General features: G+C 71.7%; 15 protein-coding genes. 10 read left to right on the top strand and 5 right to left on the bottom strand.

The genetic code is table 11. The features are described from left to right. The first annotated feature begins 463 nt into the window (after positions 1–463). Both ABIA38_RS11550 and ABIA38_RS11545 read left to right on the top strand, forming a co-directional pair. Positions 464–865 carry a hypothetical protein gene (locus ABIA38_RS11550; protein ID WP_424638425.1) on the top strand — a complete coding sequence of 134 codons (402 nt, stop codon included), beginning with the start codon at positions 464–466 and terminating at the stop codon, positions 863–865. Positions 866–1,547: 682 nt separating this feature from the next. Further along, positions 1,548–1,928, top strand: coding sequence for a peptidoglycan-binding domain-containing protein (locus ABIA38_RS11545; protein WP_424638424.1), 381 nt, complete (start codon positions 1,548–1,550; stop codon positions 1,926–1,928). Positions 1,929–2,098: 170 nt separating this feature from the next. On the opposite strand, the gene ABIA38_RS11540 is transcribed toward ABIA38_RS11545, so the two are convergent. Both ABIA38_RS11540 and ABIA38_RS11535 read right to left on the bottom strand, forming a co-directional pair. Then, the gene (locus tag ABIA38_RS11540; RefSeq protein WP_424638423.1) at positions 2,099–3,004 is read right to left on the bottom strand and encodes a serine hydrolase; all 906 of its coding nucleotides are present in this window, start codon (positions 3,002–3,004) and stop codon (positions 2,099–2,101) included. Next, positions 3,001–3,996, bottom strand: coding sequence for a LysR family transcriptional regulator (locus tag ABIA38_RS11535; RefSeq protein ID WP_424638422.1), 996 nt, complete (start codon positions 3,994–3,996; stop codon positions 3,001–3,003). Before ABIA38_RS11535 ends, ABIA38_RS11540 begins: the two co-directional genes overlap by 4 nt. 120 nt (positions 3,997–4,116) lie before the next feature. On the opposite strand from ABIA38_RS11535, the gene ABIA38_RS11530 reads away from it, so the two are divergent. Then, positions 4,117–5,811: a penicillin-binding transpeptidase domain-containing protein gene (locus tag ABIA38_RS11530; protein ID WP_424638421.1), complete on the top strand. Its 1,695-nt coding sequence runs from the start codon at positions 4,117–4,119 to the stop codon at positions 5,809–5,811. A 263-nt stretch (positions 5,812–6,074) separates the two neighbouring features. Here ABIA38_RS11530 and ABIA38_RS11525 read toward each other — a convergent pair whose 3' ends face one another. Continuing rightward, positions 6,075–6,995 carry a hypothetical protein gene (locus tag ABIA38_RS11525; RefSeq protein WP_424638420.1) on the bottom strand — a complete coding sequence of 307 codons (921 nt, stop codon included), beginning with the start codon at positions 6,993–6,995 and terminating at the stop codon, positions 6,075–6,077. A gap of 1,936 nt (positions 6,996–8,931) precedes the next feature. Between ABIA38_RS11525 and gatC the strand changes: the two genes are divergently transcribed. The 6 genes from gatC to ABIA38_RS11495 all read left to right on the top strand — a co-directional run bounded on the left by gatC (position 8,932) and on the right by ABIA38_RS11495 (position 16,130). Further along, complete coding sequence (gene gatC / locus ABIA38_RS11520) at positions 8,932–9,228, top strand: Asp-tRNA(Asn)/Glu-tRNA(Gln) amidotransferase subunit GatC (protein ID WP_355535084.1); 297 nt, start codon at positions 8,932–8,934, stop codon at positions 9,226–9,228. Positions 9,229–9,233: 5 nt separating this feature from the next. Beyond that, entirely contained in the window at positions 9,234–10,727 is a 1,494-nt protein-coding gene (gene gatA / locus ABIA38_RS11515; protein ID WP_424638419.1) for an Asp-tRNA(Asn)/Glu-tRNA(Gln) amidotransferase subunit GatA, read from the top strand. 16 nt (positions 10,728–10,743) lie between these two features. Beyond that, a complete protein-coding gene (locus ABIA38_RS11510) occupies positions 10,744–11,007 on the top strand; it encodes a hypothetical protein (RefSeq protein WP_424638418.1) in 264 nt (87 codons plus the stop codon). Between the two features lie 14 nt (positions 11,008–11,021). Next, positions 11,022–12,506: an Asp-tRNA(Asn)/Glu-tRNA(Gln) amidotransferase subunit GatB gene (gatB, locus tag ABIA38_RS11505; protein ID WP_424638440.1), complete on the top strand. Its 1,485-nt coding sequence runs from the start codon at positions 11,022–11,024 to the stop codon at positions 12,504–12,506. Between the two features lie 293 nt (positions 12,507–12,799). After that, positions 12,800–13,024: a hypothetical protein gene (locus tag ABIA38_RS11500; RefSeq protein WP_424638417.1), complete on the top strand. Its 225-nt coding sequence runs from the start codon at positions 12,800–12,802 to the stop codon at positions 13,022–13,024. A gap of 160 nt (positions 13,025–13,184) precedes the next feature. Next, positions 13,185–16,130, top strand: coding sequence for a helix-turn-helix transcriptional regulator (locus ABIA38_RS11495; RefSeq protein ID WP_424638416.1), 2,946 nt, complete (start codon positions 13,185–13,187; stop codon positions 16,128–16,130). Positions 16,131–16,198: 68 nt separating this feature from the next. On the opposite strand, the gene ABIA38_RS11490 is transcribed toward ABIA38_RS11495, so the two are convergent. Both ABIA38_RS11490 and ABIA38_RS11485 read right to left on the bottom strand, forming a co-directional pair. Continuing rightward, positions 16,199–17,968, bottom strand: a complete 1,770-nt coding sequence (locus ABIA38_RS11490; RefSeq protein ID WP_424638415.1) for a hypothetical protein — start codon at positions 17,966–17,968, stop codon at positions 16,199–16,201. A gap of 111 nt (positions 17,969–18,079) precedes the next feature. Next, complete coding sequence (locus tag ABIA38_RS11485; protein WP_424638439.1) at positions 18,080–19,267, bottom strand: PQQ-dependent sugar dehydrogenase; 1,188 nt, start codon at positions 19,265–19,267, stop codon at positions 18,080–18,082. Between the two features lie 119 nt (positions 19,268–19,386). Here ABIA38_RS11485 and ABIA38_RS11480 point away from each other — a divergent pair, with 119 nt between their 5' ends. After that, positions 19,387–20,334: a 2-hydroxyacid dehydrogenase gene (locus ABIA38_RS11480; protein ID WP_424638414.1), complete on the top strand. Its 948-nt coding sequence runs from the start codon at positions 19,387–19,389 to the stop codon at positions 20,332–20,334. The last annotated feature ends 21 nt before the right edge of the window (positions 20,335–20,355 follow it).

Here is a 20,355-nt window from a genome sequence, read left to right as displayed (position 1 = left end):
GAGGCTTCTTCTTCCCCATGCTCTCCATGATGGACATCCTCCCCAAGGGACCGCAGCCCCTCAGCCAGGGTGTCCGTCAAAACGGATCAAGCCCACCCCGAATCAAGCGCGGGCGCCCGTCGACCCGAACGCGCCGCGGCCCTCGCGCTGACGCATTCGTGCAATACGCGCGCCGGCCGACCCGCCAACCTGGGACGCGGGCGGGGCAACCGCACGCCGCCCGCCGTTCGGGCGTGGACCGGTTCCGGAGGCGGTCGACGAGCGCCCGAAGGAGCACGCACGTGCGGATCACCCGGAAGGGCGGGGCGCTGCCGGTCCCGACCGCACTGCTCACCGGGAAGCACCACCCACCGACCTGGGGAAATCCGGGTGAAGCCCGCTCCGACGGGTGCTCCACCGGGCGAACGGTCCGTCGGACGTGGGGTGTTCGTGTCGTTCGTTCTTCTCGTGCCAGGAGGCAGATATGAGGATCAAGTTCGGGCGTCGAGTCGCGACGGTCGCCGCGGTCGCGGTGCTCACCGCGAGCGGACTGGGGATGGCCGCGGGGGGCGCGTCCGCGGGAGGCGCCGTTGCGGGGATCATGGACGTGAACATCTGGGGGACGGGTATGGGGACGGGCGTCTATCAGGCGCCCACGACCACCAGTCCCATAGTCGCCCCGGCTCTCTTCGGGACCGACTATGCCGTTGCCGACTGCTGGACGCGGGGCCAGGTCGTCAACAACCAGGGAAACGTCTGGTACCACGTCTACCAGGAGCACTACAGCGGCAACTTCGTGCTGAACGCGTCCGGGTACGTGTACGCGCCGTACGTGTACAACAACAAGACGTTTCCGAACAGTTACCTTCCGGAATGCTTCCGGTAGGGCGGCCTGCCGCGGTAGCGGTCCGGGGACCTGAACCCACTGCTTTGCGCGATGCCAGGCATGGCCGCGCCGACGCCGCCGACACCGCCGACGCCATCGGCGGCAACGTCCCGACGCGCGAGTGATCCGGGAGCGGACGCGGCCCCTCGGGCGACAACAAGGCGGCACTACCGACGAACGCGGTAGTGCCGCCGCCCCCGTTGAGCCCCCGGTGTCGCCCCTTCCTGCCCGCCCGAGTCCGGGCCCGGGGCCGCGGGTGGCGTTCCTGCGCCGGCAGGTGCCGCGCGCCGGGACATCGCCATGGTTGATGGCGCAGAACCACGAGGTCGAGCCGATTCCGTCGGCCGCCGGCGCACGCCGTCACCAGGCTGCACACGCTGCCCGGTGTGATCGCCGGCCGCCCTCCACTCGCCCGGTGACGCCCCCGGTCGGCCCGCTTCGACCGTCCCGATCCAAGCCCGTCCCACACCGCCCACCCAACCGATGGGACGCCTCGGAGCGGGCCACATTTGCGCAGGTCATCGGGCACGTCGGCATCCCACGGCGGACAGGGACACGGGTGCCTGGCGGGACGAGACCCGGCCGATCCAGAGTCGTGCCAACTCCCTTATCCGCCTGGCGACATCGCCACGTGGTGTGGGCAGCGCAACGAGAACCACCGTTACCGAGAAGGGATCCTTGGATGGTCGGCAACGAAGTCGCCCTCGCCGCCGCCGCGATGGCCACCGTCGGGATGCTGGTGACCGTCGGGTTCGCGGGCCGGAAGGACAACGCCCGCCGGGTGGGATACATCGGGCCGGGCCGGGCCAACGACCCGCTGGCGGTGTGGTGCGTACAGAAGCTCATCAACGATTCGCCCGCGCCCGCCTGGATCGAGACGGACGGCGAGTTCGGGCCGGATACGGAGGCCGCGATCATCGCGTTCCAGATCTGGGCCCGGGACAACGGCTGGGGCACCGTCCCGGACGGCGACGTCGGCCCGATCACCGGCAACGCACTGCTGCTGTCCTTCAGTTGTGACCTCGACAGCTACTGCTACGACTACCTGCCCACCACGTACTGATCGCCACGTACTGACCGCCACCGACAGAAGGCCGGCCCGAGCCGGTGGGCCTGTTGGCCGGCGCGGCGCATCGGGCCCCTTACAGCCCGTCCGGCGCCCGAGGACGGCCCGGAACCTCCCTGGCCGACAACCCCACCCGGGCCCGACACGACCCACCCCGCAACCCGAGTTCACCGCAACAACCTGAGCGCATCGACCGCCATCCGCGCCACCGTCCCGATCACCGCGTCGGCGGTCGGCAACGACGCCGCCGTGTCGGCGGACCGCGTAAAGATCGCGATCGTGTACCGGCCGCCGTCCGGATACTCGACCACCCCCACCTCGTGCCGCATCGTCGGCAACGTCCCCGTCTTCCCCGACACCCGCACGTCGTCGAACGGGAACCCCGACGCCATCCGATGCGACCAGGCCTGGAGACCGAGCACCCGGCGCAGCCCCACCCCATACGACCCCGCACACACCTCGTCCCGCCAGATCGCGGCCAGCAGCCGAGTCAGATCCCGCGGCGTCCCCCGGTTGGACCGGTGCGGATCCAACGCCCGCAACCGCGCCACCACCGCGGGGTCGACCAGCCCGGCGGCCCCCGCCGGACCGGCGTCCGCGCGCATACCCGCGTACATCTCGCGCAGCGGTTCGATCGCCACCGTCCGGGTCAGCCCCAGCTCGGCCATCGTCGCGTTCACCAGATCCAACCCAAGTACGTCCCACAGCGCGTCCGCCGCCGCGTTGTCGCTCACCGCGATCGCGAGCGACGCGAGGTCCCGCAGCGACATGGTGACCGGATCCAGCATCGCCGCCACGCCCGTACCTCCCGGACTGCGCGCTTCGCCCGCCGGCAACTCGATCCGCCGGGTCAGCTCGACCCGCCCCGCCGCCGCCTCCCGGAACAGCGTGGCGACCAGGCACACCTTGTGCAGACTCGCCGTGCTGTACAACGTGTCCGCACCCAGGGCGAGTTCGCCACCCGAGTCGATGTCGACCGCGTGCACCACCCCCGAAACCCCCGCGTCGGCGAACGTGTCCACGATCCGCCCCCGAACCGCCCGCGACGCCCCCGACGCCCGCCCCCCGCTCACAGCGGGAACTCCGAAGCAGGCCGCGCGAAAAGCAGCGGACGCCCGGGCCGCCCAAAACTCCCCGGACTCCCCGGACTCCCCAGACCCCCCGGACGCTCACCGAGCACCCCCGCATACCGCCGCAACGCCGCCTCCGCCGCCTCGACAAAAGCCCGTACCGCCGGCCCATCGGCCCCCCGCGGCCACGCCGTCGACGTCCGCCACGCCAACGGCGTACCCGCCAACGCCCGCCACACCGTGCCCGGTTCGGCCGTGGTCTCCGGGACCAACGCCACCGCCGCGCCGGACAACACCAGCGCCCGGGCGAAATCCCCACCGCGCACATCGTGCACCGCCGCCGGCGTACAGCCGTGCCGCGCACACGCCGTCAACGTCTCGTCATACAACGCCGGGGCGAACTCCCGGGGGAACAACACCAGCTCACACCCCGTCAGGTCGGCGAGCACGATCTCGGTCGAGCCCGCGAGCGGATCCTCGGCGGCCAGCAGCACACCGAGCGGCTGATGCAACATCGGCCCCAACTCCAGATCGGCCATCGCGCATGGATGCCGCAGTACGCCGACGTCCAGCGTGCCGGCCGCCAATTCGCGCAACTGCGCCGCAGTGGTCAACTCGCGCAGGTCGAGCACCCCGCCCGGCGAACGCTCCGGAAACCCGGTCAGGATCCCCGCCACCGCCGCGCCGCCCAGATCGGGCGGTACCGCCGCGCGGATCGCGCCGGTCGTACCGCTGCGCAGCCCCGCCACCGCACCGCCGAGCCGATCGGCGGCGGCAAGCAGCTCGACCGCCTCGGTCAGTACGACCCGCCCCGCCGGGGTCAACGCGACCCCACGACTGTTCCGATCGAACAACCGCACGCCCAGTTCGCGCTCGAGCCGCTGGATCCGCTGCGACAGCGATGGCTGGGCCATCCGAAGCCGCTCGGCGGCCCGGCCGACATGTCCCTCCTCCGCAACGGTCCGGAAGTACCGGAGATGTCGAAGCAGGTCCATGACCAGGCATCATAGTCATTCGACTATCAACTCCTGTCCGATAACGGTCTTGGACTACCCGCCCGAGTCCCTGTTCTCCTGTCGACCTGTCCAGGCACGCGGAGCTCGGGAGGGATGCACATGACGCACGGGGTGGACGGATCACACGGATCACACGGACCACACGGACCGCATCGGGGCCGTCGAGCCCGACGGGCCTGGGCGCTCGTTGCCGCCGGCACGCTGGTCCTCGGCGGAACCGGCTGGGCCGTCGCCGATCACTGGCGCGGTGACACCGACGACAACCGGCTGGGCCCGGTCCCCGTCGGCAGCACGGCGAACACCGACGCGGACCGCGCGGCGCGGACGTTCCTCGACCACTGGGCGGCCGGCCGCTGGGCGGACGCGGCCGGCCTGACCGACAACCCGCAGACCGCCGAGACCACGCTGCGCAGCTTCACGGCCGGCCTGGAGATCGGCCAACCGGCGTTCACTCCGGGACCGGCCAAGCCGGCGGCGGACGGCGCGGTCGCGGTGCCCTTCGGCGCGGCGATGCCGGTGGCCGGCCTCGGTACCTGGACCTACGACTCGACTCTCGCCCTCACCGGGGGCAGCGGTCGATGGATGGTCAAGTGGCAGCCGTCCCTCGTACACCCCAAGCTCGGCCCCGAGGCCAAGTTCCGCCTGGCCAAGGGCGCGACACCGGGCCGGGCGCCGAAGGTACTGGACCGCGACGGCGGCGTACTCTCTCCGACCGACCACCCGTCCCTGACCCCGCTCTTCGCCGGCGCGGCCGGCGGCGGTGCAGGCGGAACCGGCGTCGGATCGGTACAACTGATCAACCGTCAAACCGGCGCGGTCGAGTCCACCGAGGCCGAATTCGGCACCTCGAAGCCCGCCGCCGCCGCCACCACCGGCGGCGCCGGCGGCGGCGGTCCGGTATCCACCACCATCGACCCGAAGCTCCAGCGCGCGGCGGACGCGGCGGTGGCGAAGTACGCGAACGGCCGACTGGTCGGCCTGGTCGCGGTGAGCATCGACAAGGGCGAGGTACTCGCCCTCGCGAACGCGCCCACCACCGGCATGAATCGAGCCTTCATGGGCCGCTACGCCCCGGGCTCGACCATGAAGGTGATCACCACCGCAGCCCTCCTGAGCAAGGGCGCGGTGAAACCGACCGACATCGTCGACTGCCCCAAATACCTGACTGTCGGCAAGCAGTTCCACAACGTCGAGACATCCGAGATTCCCAACGCCACCTTCCGCGAGGACTTCACGCACTCGTGCAACACGGCATTCGTCAGCCTGCGCGGCAAACTCGGCAACGACGAACTGAGCCGCTTCGCGAACGACCACTTCGGCATCGGCCAGGAGTGGAAGACCGGCATCGCGTCGTTCGACGGCAAGGTCCCGCTGCCGGTGGATGAAACCGATAAATCAGCCGCGATGTTCGGGCAGGGTACGGTCCAGGCCAACCCACTGGTGATGGCCTCGGCGACCGCGACGGCGGCGTCCGGTACGTTCCACCAGCCGGTACTGATCAAGGGCCAACAACCGACCGCCAAGACCCGCGACCTCCCGCCCCCGGTGGTGGCCGACCTCCGCAAACTCATGCGCGCCACGGTCACCGACGGCACGGCCAAGGTCCTGGCCGACCTCCCGGGCGACGTGGGCGCGAAGACGGGCACCGCGGAAGTCACCGAAACCGGCCCCAACAACGGCTGGCTGATCGCCTACCGAGGCAACGTCGCAATAGCCGCAATCGTCGAAGCCGGAGTAACCGGCGGCGGCTCGGCAGGCCCGATAGTCCACGACGTACTGGCGACCGCGAACTGACCGAGGCCGCCAACCTCGACCACCGGCCAACCAAGTCCCAAGCAGGCCACCCTCGATCGCTGACCGCGCTCGCCAACCGCAGTCACCAACCGCGCATGCCCACCGCGCTCACCAACCGCACTCGCCCACCGCGAACGTCAACCTCAAATGCCGACCGGGCCAAAAATCCAGCCCGGCCGGCGTTTGAGGCCAAGTAGCCGGTCCGGCGCTTGAGGACGGCAGTCCGCAGGCCGCCTGCGCACGAACCGGTCGGCCGTACGGCTCTATGTCCCGAAAGCCAACCCCACCGACCGCCCGATCTCCCGTCGCTGCAAGTAGAAACAGGCCTTGTGCGGCTCCGCCCCATGCTCGCCCGTGTAGCCACCGCGCATCACCGGCCCGCCATCCCCCGCAACCGGGAACATCCGGGACAGCGTGGGATCGGCCGCCACGAGGTCGTCCCGGTCGGCCAGGTTGACCCAGTTCTCCACGAACGCCGGGGGCTGGGCCGGCTGCGGGCGTACCCACGAGTCGACGACCGTGTCCGGCCCCAGCGGCGACCCGAGCGTGATCAACAACGGCAGCGGTCTGCGCAGCCGGTGGGCCAACTCGTAGGCGACGACCGCGCCGAGCGAGTGCCCGATCACCACCTTCGTGTCGAAGCCGATCTCGCCGCCGACCCGATCGAGTACCCGGTTCCGGGTCTGATCATCCGTCAGATATCGGGTCAACTGAGTCAACGCCTTGTTTACGAAGCCGCCCGCCGAACCCGGCCCGTCCGCCGCGAACCAGCGCAGCCCGGCCAACCCGCACGTCGGGGAGAGCACCACGGTCCGGCCCGTCTCGCCGGGCCCGCCCTCGAGTCGGGCGATCTCCCGTGCCGCGCGCTGCCGTTCCGGCGGTACCGAGCCGCGCACCGCGGCACGATCCAGCCATTCCCGACCTATCCGCGCGGTCACCTCGTGCTGGATGTCCTCGTCGATCATCTCGCTCTGCGACGGGTGCCGACGGAGCAGGTCACCATAGAACGCCATCCTCGCGTCGATTCCGCGACGGGTGTGGCGGTACTTCCACAGACGATCCGCGACCTCGGGAAAACCCGCGGCCTTCACTCCCCGGGCCAGCCGTGGGACCCACTCCTCCTCGAGCGTGTGGGCCGACCGGTATTCCTGCGCGATCCCGTGTACCAGCACGATGGCGGCCATCGTGTCCCCTCCCAAGCCCCGAGTCCTTGACGAGCGCGCTCTCGGACGCCGGGCCCAAGAGTTGTGCGAAGGGCCGATCGACGCGGGGGGACGCAGACCGGAGAGTGGCTTCGCAAGGTTCTCTTACCCAGTCGGTAACGGAAGTTGGCATTTGAGTGAAGTTACTTCCGGGTTGTTCGACGAGATGTGCCATCCGGCCGGAATTATTCGCACCTGATCCCCGAATCCACGCCCCCGAGCCCACCCAAACCCGCCACGCGCCGCCCCCGAACCGCACGAACCACCCGGGGTTCACCAAGACTTCGCCCGCAGCCGGCCCGAAAACGAGACGGGCTCGCGGCGAGCCGGCGACGGCTGGGGGCCGGCGCACGTCCGACGTCCGGCGGGGCTTGGGGTGGGCGCGGCGCGCCCGGGGTGGATTTGCGGCGGGTTCGGGGCGGACTCGGGCGGGCTCGGGGCGGGTTCGCGGCGAGCTTGCGATGCCCAGGGGCCGGTGCCTGTTCGACCTCCGGCGGGGCTTGGGGCCGGCGCGTCACGCTCGGGGTGGACTTGCGGCGGGTTCGGGGCAGGTTCGCGGCGGACTGGGCGGGTTCGGGGCGGGTTCGCGATGCTCAGGGGTCGGCGCACGTCCGGCGTCCGGCGGGGCTTGGGGTGGGCGCGGCGCGCCCGGGGTGGATTTGCGGCGGGTTCGGGGCGGACTCGGGCGGACTCGGGCGCGTTCGGGGTGGGTTCGCGGCGAGCTTGCGACGCGCAGGGGCCGGCGCACGTCCGGCCTCTGGCAGGGCTCGGGGTGGGCGCGGCGCGCGCGGGGTGGACTCGCGGCGGGTTCGGGACGAACTCGCGCGGACTCGGGCGCGTTCGGGGTGGGTTCGCGGCGAGCTTGCGACGTGCAGGGGTCGGCGTACGTCCGACCTCCGGCGGCCCTCGGGGCTGGCGCGGCCCGCCCGGGGTGGACTCGCGACGGGTTCGGGGCGGACTCGGGCGGGCTCGGGGCGGGTTCGCGGCGAGCTTGCGACGCCCAGGGGCCGGCGCACGTCCGACATCCGACGGAACTCGGGGCCGGCGCAGCATGCCCACGATGGACTCGCACCGAGTTCGGGGCGGGCTCGGGACGGACTCGGAGGGAGCCTGGGACGGTGCGCAGTGGGCCGGCGGCGGGCTCGGAGAGCTTGCCAGCCGGCGTGCGGCGTGCGGTGGGCTCGGGGGCGGCGGGCCGCGCGCTGGGCGCAGGCTCGGGGAGGTCGGGGCCGGCGTGTAGTGGACTCGGGGCTGGGGTGCCGTGGGCTGGCCGCAGGTTCGGGGAGCGGTAGCGGGCCACAGGCTTGGGGAGGTCGGGGCTGGCCTGTACGGGGACTCGGCGGTGGGGCGCTGCGCGCTGGGCGCAGGTCTGGGGAGGACGGGGCCGGCCTGTATGGGGACTCGGCGGTAGGTCGCCGCGCACCGGCCGCAGGCTCGGGCAGGTCGGGGGCCGGCGTGCAGTCGACTCGGGCTGGGGCGCCGTGGGCTGGGCGCAGTTCGGGGAGGGGCAGCGGCGGGCCGCGGGCCGGGCGCGCTCGGGGCAGCCTGCCGCAAGCTGAGCGCGGGCTTGGGGCAGCGTTCCGCAGGCTGAGCGCGGGCTCGGGGCGAGCCCACCGCGCGCCGACCCCCGACTCCGCCCCGAGCCCACCGCGCGCCGACCCCCGACCCCGCCCCGAACCCTCCACGAACCTGGCCACGAGGCCCCGATCGGCCACCCCGCCGCAGTAGACCCGCAGCCTCACCACCAAACGGCACGGGTGGGCGGGTGGGAACAAAACCCGCGCCCTCGGCCACCACGTGGGCACAAAACCCCCGCCAAGGCCACCGCCCGGCCGCAAAACCCGCGCCCACGGCCACCCCTCGCCCGGCCAATAGACTGGCCCCACCACACCCGCCGAAACCGAAGGAACCCGCCTGCATGCCTGGCATCACGCGCGAGGAGGTCGCCCACCTCGCCCGGCTGTCGCGGCTGGAGCTCGGCGCCGAGGAGCTTGATCACCTCGCCGCGCAGCTCGACGACATCATCGGCGCGGTAGCCCGCGTCGCCGAGGTCGCAGCCGACGACATCCCGCCGACCTCGCATCCGCTGCCGCTGACCAACGTCATGCGGCCGGACGTCATCCGCCCCGGGCTCACCCCCGAGGAGGCGCTGTCCGGTGCGCCGGCCGCCGAAGAGCAGCGTTTCCGGGTGCCTCGCATCCTGGGAGAGGAGTGACGGCCATGACCGAGACCATCCGCTGGACCGCGGCCGAGACCGCCTCCGCCATCGCCGACGGCAAGGTCACCGCCGTCGAGGTCGCCCAGGCCCACCTGGACCGCATCGAGGCCGTCGACGCCAAGGTGCACGCGTTCCTGCACGTGGACGCGGACGGCGCGCTCGCCGCCGCCAAGGCCGTCGACGACGCCCGCGCGCGCGGCGACGAGCTGGGCCCGCTGGCCGGCGTACCGCTCGCGCTCAAGGACGTGTTCACCACCAAGGGTGTCCCGACCACCTGCGGGTCGAAGATGCTGGAGGGCTGGCGACCGCCTTACGACGCGACGCTGACCCGCCGGCTCAAGGACGCCGGCGTGGTGATCCTCGGCAAGACCAACATGGACGAGTTCGCCATGGGGTCCTCGACCGAGAACTCCGCGTACGGCCCGACCGGCAACCCGTGGGACACCACCAGGGTCCCGGGCGGCTCGGGCGGTGGCTCGGCCGCCGCGATCGCGTCCTTCCAGGCGCCGCTGGCCATCGGCACCGACACCGGCGGCTCGATCCGCCAGCCCGCCGCGCTGACCGGCACGGTCGGCGTCAAGCCGACCTACGGCGGGGTCTCCCGCTACGGCCTGGTGGCGTTCTCGTCCTCGCTCGACCAGGGCGGCCCGTGCGCGCGCACCGTGCTCGACGCCGCGTTGTTGCACGAGGCGATCGCCGGACACGACCCGCTCGACTCCACCTCGATCGACGCCCCGGTGCCGAACGTGGTCGAGGCCGCCCGCAACGGCGACGTGCGCGGCCTGCGGGTCGGCGTGGTCAAGGAGTTCGCCGGCGAGGGCTATCAGCCGGGTGTCCTGGCCCGGTTCGCCGACGCCGTCGAACTGCTGCGTGAGCTGGGCGCGGAGATCGTCGAGATCTCGTGTCCCAACTTCGGCTACGCGATGCCGGCCTACTACCTGATCGCGCCCTCGGAGGCGTCCTCCAACCTGGCCCGCTTCGACGCGATGCGCTACGGCCTGCGGGTCGGCGACGACGGCGACCGCTCGGCCGAGGAGGTCATGTCGCTGACCCGCGAGGCCGGCTTCGGCGCCGAGGTCAAGCGGCGGATCATGCTCGGCACGTACGCGTTGTCCTCGGGCTACTACGACGCGTACTACGGCCAGGCGCAAAAGGTCCGCACGCTGATCACGCGCGACTTCGAGGCCGCGTTCGGGCAGGTGGACGTACTGATCTCGCCGACCACGCCGACCACCGCGTTCCCGATCGGGGAGCGGGCGGACGACCCGATGGCGATGTACCTCGCGGACCTGTGCACCATCCCGTCCAACCTCGCGGGCAACGCGGCGATGTCGCTGCCGTGCGGCCTCGCGGACGAGGACGGGCTGCCGGTCGGCCTGCAGATCATCGCGCCTGCCATGGCCGACGACCGGCTGTACCGGGTGGGCGCCGCCGTCGAGGCCGGTTACCTGTCCCGCTGGGGTGCCCCGCTGCTCGACCGCGCACCCGCGCTCTGACCTTCGAGGAGTCGACATGGCCAAGACCAACAAGAACAAGCAGAAGCAGAAGGCTCCCAAGAGCAATATCGGCAAGGTGTTCAGCGTCGGCATGCAGCTGGTCGGCGCGTACGGCGTGATCAAGCAGATCAAGGAGGCCCGCGGCAAGAACGACAAGCTGGAGCTGGCCGACGCGGTGATCAGCGCCGCCGCCGTGGTCACCGGCTTCGCGCTGCTGATCCGATCGATGCGCGAGGACAACGCGGAGCTTGCCGAACGGACGGAGGCCGACGTCCTGTGAGTACCACCAGCCTGATGTCCTACGAGGACGCGCTGGAGACCTTCGACCCGGTGATGGGCCTGGAGGTCCACGTCGAGCTGGGCACCGCGACCAAGATGTTCTGCGGCTGCTCGACCGAGTTCGGCGCCGAGCCGAACAGCCAGGTCTGTCCGACGTGTCTGGGCATGCCCGGCGCGCTGCCCGTGGTCAACGCGGTCGCGGTCGAGTCGGCGATCCGGATCGGTCTCGCGCTCAACTGCAACATCGCCGAATGGTGCCGCTTCGCCCGGAAGAACTACTTCTATCCGGATATGCCGAAGAACTTCCAGACCTCGCAGTACGACGAGCCGATCGCCTTCGACGGCTACCTCGACGTCCAGGTCGAGGGCAAGACCTGGCGCGTGGAGATCGAGCGCGCGCACATGGAGGAGGACACCGGCAAGTCGCTGCACATGGGCGGCGCCACCGGTCGCATCCACGGCGCGGACTATTCGCTGCTCGACTACAACCGGTGCGGCATCCCGCTGATCGAGATCGTCACCAAGCCGATCGAGGGCGCGGGCGAGCTGGCCCCGCTGGTGGCCAAGGCGTACGTGGCCGAGCTGCGCGAGCTGATCCGCGCGCTCGGGGTCTCCGAGGCCCGGATGGAACTCGGCCAGCTGCGCTGCGACGCGAACCTGTCGCTGCGGCCCAAGGGCCGGGCGAAGTTCGGCACCCGCAGCGAGACGAAGAACGTCAACTCGCTGCGTTCGGTCGAGCGGGCCATCCGGTTCGAGATCCAGCGGCACGCCACCGTCCTCACCGACGGCGGCACCATCGTGCAGGAGACCCGGCACTTCCACGAGGAGGACGGCAGCACCACGGCCGGCCGGATCAAGGAAGAGGCCGAGGACTACCGCTACTTCCCCGAGCCCGACCTGGTGCCGGTGGCACCCTCGCGTGCCTGGGTCGAGGAACTGCGCGGCACGCTGCCCGAGTTGCCGTCGTTGCGCCGGGCCCGGCTGCAGGCCGAGTGGGGCGTCAACGACTTCGAGATGCAGTCGATGGTCAACGCGGGCGTCCTGGACGTCATCCTGGCCACGATCGACGCCGGGGCGGACGCGGACGCGGCGCGCAAGTGGTGGCTGGGCGAGCTGTCCCGGCGGGCCAACGAACGCGGCGTCGAGGTGGCCACGCTGCCGATCACCGCGGCCCAGGTGGCCCGGGTGTCGGCGCTGGTCAAGAGCGGCGAGCTGAACGACAAGCTGGCCCGCCAGGTGATCGACGGCGTACTCGCCGGCGAGGGCGAGCCGGACGCGGTGGTCGAGGCACGCGGGCTCAAGGTCGTCTCCGACGACTCGGCGCTCGGCGCGGCCGTGGACGAGGCGATCGCGGCCAACGCGGGGATCGCCGACAAGATCCGCGGCGGCAAGGTGCAGGCGGTGGGCGCGCTGGTCGGCGCGGTCATGAAGACCACGCGCGGGCAGGCGGACGCGGCCCGGGTGCGGGAGCTGATCCTGGAGCGCCTGGGCGTTTCCTGACGATTTATCGGCTGTTCGAAGAGGGCCTTCGATTATCGGCTGTACACAGAGGGCCTTCGGTCGCAGTGTGCGATCGGAGGCCCTCTCGCCGTGCGCGCACTGATGTTCGACCGGGGTTCTCCCCAGGTCTGTTCGACCCCCTTATCGCCTTCTTCTTGGGCGCCTTAGATCGCTTACGGACGACGTGAGCGAACCGGGATGCGGCATCCGACCGATGTCCGCAGGCCCACTGGGACGCGAGGCTCGTACCACGAGCCGGACAGCCCGGCTCGGGTGACCAGGAGGTCGACACCATGTTGGAATTCGAACTGTTCCAGGCCCGTGAGCGCGAACTGCGGGCGACTGCGGACCAGGACCGCGTCGTCCGCGAGGCGCTGCGTACGAGCCGGCAGGCGGCCAAGGCCGCTCGGGTGGCGCGGCGCGAGGAGCGGCGAACCGGCCAGGGTGCCGGCGGGCTCACTTCCGATCGGGGCGTATCCGGGTGGGGCATCGCCACCCTGCACCTCTATGCCCGGTGAGCCGGCCCGGCTCGGCGAGCCCGGCTCGGGGGCGGGCTCGGTGAGCCGGGCCCGGGGGCGCACGTGACGCTCGCCACGCCCGCCGGAACCCCCGAGCTGACCTGCGCAAACGGGTTTCGCCGGGGGAGAAATCCCCGGCTGTGACGCGAAGGAACGTGACATGCTCGGCACTGTGGCGAGTACTTCTGTTTCTCCCGTGTTCGTAGGCCGGTCAGTGGAAATGGCGCGGTTCCTCACGGCTTTGCGCGAAGCCGACGAGGGCACGCCGGGTGTGGTGCTCGTCGGCGGCGAGGCCGGCGTGGGCAAGACGCGGCTGCTTCAGGAGTTCCTGGAGCGGGCCGAGTTGCAGGGCGCGGTGACCACGGTCGGCGGTTGTCTGGAGCTGGGCGCGGAGAGCCTGCCGTTCGCGCCGATCTCGGCCGCGCTGCGCACCCTGTCGCGTCGGATGGGCCCCGAGCTGGCCGACGTGGTCGCCGGTCGCGAGCGTGACCTGGCCTGGCTGCTGCCCGACCTGGCACCGGGCACGCTCGCGCGCGACGGCGAGTTCGACCGGGTCCGCCTGTTCGAACTGATGCTCGGATTGCTCGAGCGGCTGGGCGACGACCGCACGCTGGTGATCGCGATCGAGGACCTGCACTGGGCCGACTCGTCCACGCGTGAGCTGCTCGGCTTCCTGTTCCGGCTGCTGCGTACCGGCCGGATCCTGATCGTCGGCACGTATCGGGCCGACGCGGTCGGTCGGCGACACCCGCTGCGATCGTTCCTGGCCGAGCTGGACCGGGTGCACAACGTGGCCCGGATCGACCTGGCCCGGCTCACCCGGGCCCAGGTCGGCGACCAGCTGCGCGGCATCCTGCGCGAGGAGCCGCCGCGTCGCCTGCTTCGCCAGATCTTCCAGAAATCCGAGGGCAACGCGTTCTTCGTCGAGGAGCTGGCCTGCAGCATCCGCGACGGGCAACTCACCGGCATCTCGGACACGTTGCGCGACCTGCTGCTGATCCGGATCGAGGAACTGTCCGAGGACGCCCAGAAGGTGATCCGGCTGGCCGCGATCGGCGGGGTCACCGTCGGCCACCGGCTGCTCACCGAGGTCTCCTCGCTGGACCCCGATCGCCTGGAGGAGGCGCTGCGCACGGCGGTGTCCGCACACGTACTGGTGCCGATCGGGGACGAGTTCCAGTTCCGACACGCGCTGGTCCGCACCGCCATTCGCGAGGACCTGATGCCGGGCGAGCGGGTCCGGCTCTACGCGGCCTTCGCCGACGCGCTCGAACGTTGTCCGGACCTGGTCGGCGCCGACGAGCTGCGCGGGCGGATAGCGACCTACTGGTACCACGCCGGCAAGGCGGTCAAGGCGCTGCCCGCGGTGCTCGCGGCAGCCGAGGCGGCGCGGGAGCGATACGCGTTCGACGAGCGCACCCGGTTGCTGGAGCGGGCGATGTTGTTGTGGGAGCAGGTGCCCGACCCGGATGCGTTGACCGGGCGCCGATTGCTCGACATCTACATCGAGGCGGTCACCGCGGCCCGGCTCGGCAGCGAGCGCGAGTTGGCGATCCACTTCTGCAAGCGCGCGATCGAACTGGTGGACCCGGTCGCCGAGCCCGAGTTGGCCGCGTTCCTGTGGCGGGAGAAGGGCCGGGGGCTGCGCAACCTGTGCCGCTCGTCGGGCATGCCGGAGCTGCGCCGGGCCAAGGAGATCCTGGACGGCCTGCCGCCGTCGATGGAACAGGCCCGGGTGCTCGCGCACATCGCCCGCGACCGGATGCTCGACGGCGAGGGCGCCGAGGCGATCGCCGAGGCACTGGAGGCGCTGGAGCGCGCGCAGAGTGTGGACAGCGCCGACATCGAGGCGGAGGCGCGCAAGACCCTCGCCTGCTCGCTGGTCCAGATCGGCCGGATCGAGGAGGGCATGGCCCAGCTGACCCTGGCCGAGGAGGGGGCGATCAGCAGCAGCGAGCCGGACAGCCTCGTGCACATCCTGAGCAACCGGGCCTCCCTGCTCGAGGGCCTGGGCCGGCATCGGGAGAGCGTGGCCGCCGCACGGCAGGCGATGGAGCTGGCGGCGGAGCGCGGACTGACCCGCACCTCGGGCTCGTTCGCGCTGGGCAACCTCGCCGAGTCGCTGCTTTCGGCGGGCGACTGGGCCGGCCTGGAGACGCTGGTGGAGAAGACCCTCGACCTCGACCCGGGCCCGCAGACCACCCGCCACCTCGAACTCTCGCTGGTCGACCTGTGCCTGGCCCGCGGCGACGTGCGCGGCGCGACCGCGCATCTGCGCCGGTCCCGGCTGGCCGCCGGGTCGCGCTTCGTCGAGGCGCAATACTCGATCCCGCTGGCCCGGGCCGAGATTCGGGTGGCCGAGGCGCAAGGTCGCCTCGACGAGTCCCGCGAGGCGCTGGTGGCGGCGCTCGACGGGGTGGGCTGCCCGCCGGGCCACCAGCGCTACATGTGGCAACTGCTCGCCGACGCGGCGGCCAACGAGGCCGACGCGCGCACCTCGACGGTGCGACCCCGCGAGTCCGAACTCAAGGCCCGGCAGGACATCGCCGACCGGATCGCGACGATGGCCGCGTCACTGGCCGTCGACTGTGCCCTGGACGCGGCCTACGAGTCGCTGGTCAAGGCCGAGCTGGCGCGAGCCGCCGGCACCGACGACGCGGCCCTGTGGGGCCGGGTCGGCTGCGCGTGGGAGCTCACCGAACAGCCCTACCGCACCGCCTGGGTCCGCTACCGGCACGCCGAAACGCTGCTGGCCGCCGGCGACCGGGACGCGGCGGCCATCCCCTTGGCAGCCGCGGCGGAGGTGGCGACCAGGCTCGAGGCCAAGACGTTGCGCGAACTGATCGACCTGCTGACCCGCCGAGCCCGGATGGCCCCGAACCCCCAGGGCGTGGCCGGCGCCCCACTGCCCACGCTGACCCCGCGCGAGCTGGACGTCCTGCGCCTGGTGGCCGACGGCCGCAGCAACCGGCAAATCGCCGAAGAGCTCTACATCAGCGTCAAGACCGCCAGCGTCCACGTCTCCAACATCCTGGCCAAACTCGAGGTGACCGGACGAGGAGAAGCAGCCGCGGTAGCCCACCGACTGCACTTGGTGGACGGGTAGCCGGAGCACGACCGCAGGGCCCGATCAGGCCACCGGGGAGCCCCCGAAACCCAGCCATCGAGCCGAGATCAACCTGCGGCGGCCATCGAGACGTCGGCCAATTCGGCGAGCGTGCCGTCGAACTCGGCGGTCAGCCCGGTCAGGATCACCCACGCCTCCGGATTGGCGCCGATCCGCTTCGCGAGCCGGGCGAGCGCCGGGCGTGGATCGCCGGGCGCCCAGCGGTAGGCGTCGATCGAGGCCAGGGCCTCGAACGCGTGCCGGGCCGGGTGGGCGTGTCGGACCAGGTCCTCGGCGTCGAGTTCACCGGAGGTGACCGCGGCGATCAGCCACGCGTGCCACGCGTCGAGGGGGGTATCGCGCAGCCGATCGGCGGCCGGCCGGCGGTGCTCGGGCACGGGCGGTTCGGCGCGCCCACCGCGATCCCAGCGGGCCCGCAACTCCCGTAGCGCAGACGGGTCTTCGGCGGCCAGCGCGGCCTGCGCGGTGGTCCGGATCCGGTCCGGGAACAGGTCGGCATGCCGGTCGAGGATGTCGCCGGTCACCTTCGGATCGGCGCGCTCCCACAGACTCAGCAGGATGTCGATCCAGTCGATCCGCCGCAACTTCTGCCCATCAAGGCGCGCCAACGCGTAGTCCACCAGCGCCGGATCGCCGGACAGCGCATAGGCGTCGTATTCGCGGCCGAACGGCGAATCCTCGAGCAGATGGATCCGCAACTCCGGGTCCATCGCGACGCGCGGCCGATCCGTGCGGCGCCCGGCGTAGACCTCGCGGCGCAGCTCGGCGGTGACCCCCGAGCGGTTGTCCACCAAAAGCCGATCGACCCGGTGGTCGCCGAGGTCCCTGAGCCGGCGAGCGTAGTGCCGACCGAGGCTCTGGTGCTCGGCCAGCGCCGCGAGCAGGGCCGGATGTCCGCAACGCAGCGCCGCCTCGGCCACGTTCGTCAGCGGCGGGACGTTGCCCGGCAGCAGTGCGGCCGCCGCCGCGTCGTCGAGCCGCGGTACCACGGTGGTCAGTTCGTCCGCGTCCAGGCGGCGGAGCAGAAAGACCAGGGAAGGCCGTACGGTGGCGGGCACCATGATCGCGGCCTCGCCGGTGTGTGCCTTCGCCGCCGCGAACAGCTCGGGCAACGTACCGGGGAACCGCCCGAGGTGGCGGGCCACATACGCCCAGGCGGCGGGGGTGGTGCCGAGCGTGTCCACGATCCGGGGCCGGAGCAGCTCGTGGATGGCGGACTCGCCGGTGACGTACGCGTGTTCGCGCGAGATCACCGCGAGCACCTGGGCCGCGACCCGCGCGGGTCGCATCCGGACCAGGATCTCGCGCGGCGCCAACACCCCGGCCCGCAACGCGGGTCCCACCTGATCGAGCGCCTCGGTCCGGGTGACCGGCGCCTCGGGTGAATGCAGCACACCGACCGCCCCCGGCCGCCGACAGGTATGCGCGAGCAGCGGATGTGCCCGAAGCAACGCCACCACCCGCTCGGCCCGCGCCCCACCCGCGCGAATCTCCCACCGCCCCCGATCGAGCACCGAACCGTGCTCCCCGGCCGGCTCGTCGACCCCACCGGGCGGAAACGCCGCGGCCACCACGGGATCACCGCCCGCCTCGATCAACCGACACAGCTGACCCGACGTCAGACACGGATTGCGCGCGGCCCGAACGACCTCCTCGGCGGTCCCGTGCGTGGCAATCGCCGCCACCAACGCATCGGAGAGACAAACCTCGTCGGCGACGAGGGCCTCGACCCCGCGCAACGCCGCGAGCCGCGCGAACACCCCGGTCACCTCGGTCCCGGAGAGCTCACGCAACACCAATTCCAGCCCCAGCCCCATGAATCCCCTTCCCGCGACCCCAGCACTCGGCCACGCACACGCTAACCGCCACCCCCGACGTCCCGAACCCGCCGACCCGGAAGAGCCTCCCGGCCGCACACCCTCCAGCCCTCAGCGCACCACCAGGCGCAGGATGCGGTCGTCGCCCTTTCGGGGTGTTCCCCGCCCGTCGGTCGTGTTGGTGACCAGCCACAGTTCGTCCGGGCCGACCGCCAGGACCGTGCGCAGGCGCCCGTACCTGCCCTGGAAGTACGCCTTCGGTTCGCCCACCGTCGAGCCCAGGATCGGGGTCTGCCACAGGCGTTCGCCGCGCAGCGCGGCCAGGTAGACGGTGTCGCCGAGGATGGCGATGCCGCTCGGCGAGGCGTCCTCCGGGGCCCATTGGGCCACCGGGTTCATATACTCCGGCCGGTTGCCGGCACCCTCCACCACCGGCCAGCCGTAGTTTGCGCCGGAGCGGATCAGGTTCAGCTCGTCCCAGGTGTCCTGGCCGAACTCGCTCGCCCACAGGCGGCCCGTCGAGTCCCAGGCGAGGCCCTGGACGTTGCGGTGGCCCAGGCTCCAGACCGGCGAGTTCGGGAACGGGTTGCCGGGAGCCGGTTTGCCCTCGGGGGTCAGCCGCAGGATCTTGCCGCCGAGCGAGGACGTGTCCTGGGCCGACTGCTTTTGGTCCGCCTCGCCCGTACCGGCGTAGAGCATCCCGTCCGGGCCGAACGCGATCCGGCCGCCGTTGTGGTTCGTACCCGCCGGGATCCCGGTCAGCAGCACCTCGGGTGGTCCCAGGGGTTGCCCCGGCAGGTACGTCATCCGGACGATCCGGTTGTCCTGATCCGTGGTCAGGTAGGCGTACAGGAGGTGATCGGTCGCGTACTTCGGCGAGATCGCGAGCCCGAGCAGACCGCCCTCCCCCCGATGTACCGAACCCGGCACCGTCCCGACCACTACCGGCGGCACCGTGCCCGGCCCGAAGCGGGTGATCGTGCCGGTGTCCCGCGAGGACACCAGCGCGTCCCGGTCCGGCAGCAGTGCCACACCCCACGGCGTGTTCAGATCCCGGGCCAACTCGCCCACCACGACCGGCTCGCCGACCTTGGCCGCGGTCGGCCCCACCGGTACGTTCGGCGCCGGGGGCGCCTGGCCGGCAGCGCTCGAACTCCCGGGCGTCGCCTTGCGACGCGTCGAACCGCCACCACCACCGTCGGAGCACGCGGTGAGCCCGAGCGCCACGGTGAGCGCGAGCAGGAGGGCGAACCAACGAGCCTTCGGACGCCGTACGCGCACCGGAACCACCACCGACAACGCCACCGGAACACCACCTTCTCGGGATCCTTCTCGGGATCCCCCCGACCCTAAGCCGCCCGGCCCCGGCCCCCGGCCCGGCGGCCACGCCGATTTACCCGCCGATTTAGAGTTCGCCCATGGTCACCGAAGGCAGAATCTGGGTCCCGTACACCCTCGAACAACTCGCCCCTCTTCCGGCCAAGCTCGTCGGGGCCCACGTCATCGACACCTACGACGGCATCGGCGGCCCGATCCCCGGCACCGCGGCCGACGTCGAGCTCTATGTACTGCCCTACACCTTCGACCGCGAACACCTCGCCCGGATCGCCGAGATGCCCCGGCTCCAGCTGATCCAGACGCTCACCGCCGGCTACGAACACGTCCTGCCCTACCTCCCGCCCGGCGTGCGGCTGTGCAACGGCCGCGGCATCCACGAGACGAGCACCGCCGAACTGGCGCTCGCCCTCACGCTCGCCGCGCTGCGCGACATCCCGGCGTTCGTACGCGGCCAGGACGCGGGGGAGTGGCGGTCCGGGTTCTATCCGGCGCTGGCCGACAAGACCGTGCTGATCCTCGGCTACGGGGCGATCGGCGAGGCCGTCGACCGGCGGTTCCAGGGCTTCGAGGTGGACGTGGTCCGAGTCGCCCGCAGCGCTCGCGCCGGCGGGCACGGACCGGTCCGGGCGACGGCCGAACTGCCGGAGCTGCTCCCGCACGCCGACGTGGTGATTGTCACGGTCCCGCTCACCGAGGACACCCGCGGCCTGGTCGACGCCGCCTTCCTGGCCCGGCTGCCGGCCGGCGCACTGGTGGTCAATGTCGCGCGCGGAGCGGTCGTGGACACCGACGCGCTGCTCGCCGAGACCGGTGCCGGACGGCTGCGCGCGGCGCTCGACGTCACCGACCCCGAGCCGCTGCCCGCCGACCATCCGCTGCGTTTCGCGCCCGGCGTATTGATCAGTCCGCATGTCGGCGGCAGCTCCTCCGCGTTCCTCCCACGGGCCCTGCGACTGATCCGCGAGCAGCTCGAACGTTGGTCCGAAGGGGTGGCTCCGACAAATATCGTGCGTCACCGAGCAACCTAAAGCGGTCGGTCGCGCTCTGCT

Source organism: Embleya sp. AB8, assembly GCF_049739465.1.
Taxonomy (GTDB): domain Bacteria; phylum Actinomycetota; class Actinomycetes; order Streptomycetales; family Streptomycetaceae; genus Embleya.
Note: the sequence above shows the minus strand (reverse complement) of the source record. Positions and strands in the feature narration are given on the sequence as shown.